The 2,496-nt window shown below is 23.0% G+C and carries 3 protein-coding genes; 1 reads left to right on the forward strand and 2 read right to left on the reverse strand.

The features are described 5' to 3' along the window. The coding region (locus C6B38_RS09630) for a hypothetical protein (protein WP_162475805.1) at positions 1 to 1,450 on the forward strand (1,450 nt) is incomplete at its 5' end. A 23-nt stretch (positions 1,451 to 1,473) separates the two neighbouring features. On the opposite strand, the gene C6B38_RS02145 is transcribed toward C6B38_RS09630, so the two are convergent. Next, on the reverse strand, positions 1,474 to 1,833 hold the full coding sequence (locus C6B38_RS02145) for a lipoprotein (RefSeq protein ID WP_105298473.1): 360 nt from the start codon (positions 1,831 to 1,833) through the stop codon (positions 1,474 to 1,476). 71 nt (positions 1,834 to 1,904) lie between these two features. Further along, positions 1,905 to 2,426: a lipoprotein gene (locus C6B38_RS02150; protein WP_105298474.1), complete on the reverse strand. Its 522-nt coding sequence runs from the start codon at positions 2,424 to 2,426 to the stop codon at positions 1,905 to 1,907. Between the last annotated feature and the right edge of the window lie 70 nt (positions 2,427 to 2,496).

Below are 2,496 nucleotides of genomic sequence, written 5' to 3' on the forward strand. Positions count from 1 at the left end.
TAAACCAACAAGTGAGTTAGTTTATTCAACTTATAATTTAAAACAATTAAATACTAAAACTAACAGAGTTTATCTAATTAATGAAAAAACAAAAGCAGTTGATGCTCAAACACCAGTTAGTGATAGTGAAAAAGATAATGATTGCGAATTCTTACAAACACCAGATGGTACTGATTGTAGTTATATAATTGATATGTTTTCAATTCAAGCATTATATAAAGGTAATTTTGAAATTATCTTTAATTTAAAACAATTAAATACTAAAACTAACAGAGTTTATCTAATTAATGAAAAAACAAAAGCAGTTGATGCTCAAACACCAGTTAGTGATAGTGAAAAAGATAATGATTGCGAATTCTTACAAACACCAGATGGTACTGATTGTAGTTATATAATTGATATGTTTTCAATTCAAGCATTATATAAAGGTAATTTTGAAATTATCTTTTATGCTGATAATCCATATACCAATAATGAAGAAGATTACTTACGATTATCTGTATGAAGTTTTCGTGGTAAAACAAAAAGTGTATTAAATAATTATTTACGTGATATGACAACTAATTATAAAACTAGTTTCTTATTACCACACGACTATGAAATACCAACCTTTAATTACCCACAATATGTTCTTCCACCAGTACCATATAACTATAAACCATACACCAAAGATATTATTTCTCCCAATGCAAAACTACCTATTAACTTTAATTTTACAGTTCAACCACAATGTAAGAATACTTTAAATACTGTGGTTAATTTATTTGATGATACAGAAGAATATACAGGTTATTATGAAACTGAAATAGATTTAAGACAAATTGACCCAACAATTCAAAGTATTGATAAATTTAAAAGTGCTTTTAAAACAATAGAAATAAGTAATCTTGATAATTTTTCTATTAACAATAATGCAACTAAAATAGCAGATTATGATTATAGTAATACAAAATTAACTGCAGGATTTGAAATATGTGGTACTAGTTTGGGAACATTGTCTGAACTTATTGTTAAAGAAGATGGGGAACAACAAACAACAAATGCTAATTTTCCTCAAAATAAAATTATTAAAACTGAAGAAATTTCAACAGAAATTAAAACATTTATTATAAGCAAAGCAGATGATTTAAAAGAAAAAAAATATCATACACAATATAAAATTAAAGGAAAAAGTCAGTTATTAATAAACTTTTTAATGCAAATATCATCAATTAACAATATAAAATCTAATAAAGTTCAAAATGTATATTTGCAAACATATTATACAAATGATATGAAATTAAAAATTAGATTTTCAAAAGTAATATGACCCCAATTTATGGGTACTTATTATCCTGATTATAAAAAATTTGGAAATGATAATAATTTAACTTTTTCAAATAACTCTGATAAATTAAATTTTATTAACAAAAATAACAATCCAGTTAAAATTACAATTAAACCAAATTAAAAAAAGTGCTATTTTTGCACTTTTTATTTATCAATTATTTCACCGTTTGTACTATTTATATTGGGAATATATGGAGTTTTTGTTTCATCTTGTCATAAGTAAACTTTTCACTCAGGTTCTAACATTAATTTATTCAAATCACTTGTATTTCTATCAATAATACGACCCTTTCAGCTATTATTTGGACTTAAAACATTATTTAAAATTAATAAATATGTTTTTTTATCATAATCTTTAATAAAAAAATCTTGTCTTACAGTTATTGATTTTCATTCTTTAAAATCACTATTTTTTTCTGTGTATTTTTTATTACAAGCAACTAAACTTGTTGTACTTGTTCCTAGTAAACTAATTGCACCAATTATACTTAATAATCTTTTCATTGTATTCTCCTTCTTTATTTATTAGTTAAATTATATAATAAAAATAAAAAAAGAGATATTAAATCTCTTTTTTATTTTTCTTTAACTTTTACATTGCCATCTTTATCAATATCTAAATTAGGTTCTTGTGTATCTAAATTTCAACGATAAACTGATTTAAAATAATTTTTATTATTGTTTTTTCATGTGGTTTCTAAATTATTATTAATAAATAAAACAACATATGAATAACCAACGCCTATATGAACACTGATTGAAAGTTCGCTTTTATTTTGAACATCTATAATTTTTTTATTTTCTTTGTCAACTTTTGTATCGTTCTTAAATTTAATTATTCTTCACTCAGAATTTAATTTACTACGCCATACTACATAATATCATTTATTATCAACTGTATTAAATGGTTTTTCTTGTGGTGCTATTCATTCTAAATTATTTTTAATATTTTCATCAGCTGTATCTATTTTATTCTTTTCTTTTAGTTCTTTTAATTCTTCGGATGTATATTCTTGTGGTGCATTACAAGCAACTACATTTGTTGTGCTTGTTCCTAGTAATGTAATTGCACCTATTATACTTAATAATCTTTTCATTTCTATTCTCCTTCTTTATTTATTAGTTAAATTATATAATAAAAAATAAAAAAAGAGATATTAAATCTCT

The organism is Spiroplasma sp. ChiS, assembly GCF_002968355.1.
Classification (GTDB): domain Bacteria; phylum Bacillota_I; class Bacilli_A; order Mycoplasmatales; family Mycoplasmataceae; genus Spiroplasma; species Spiroplasma citri.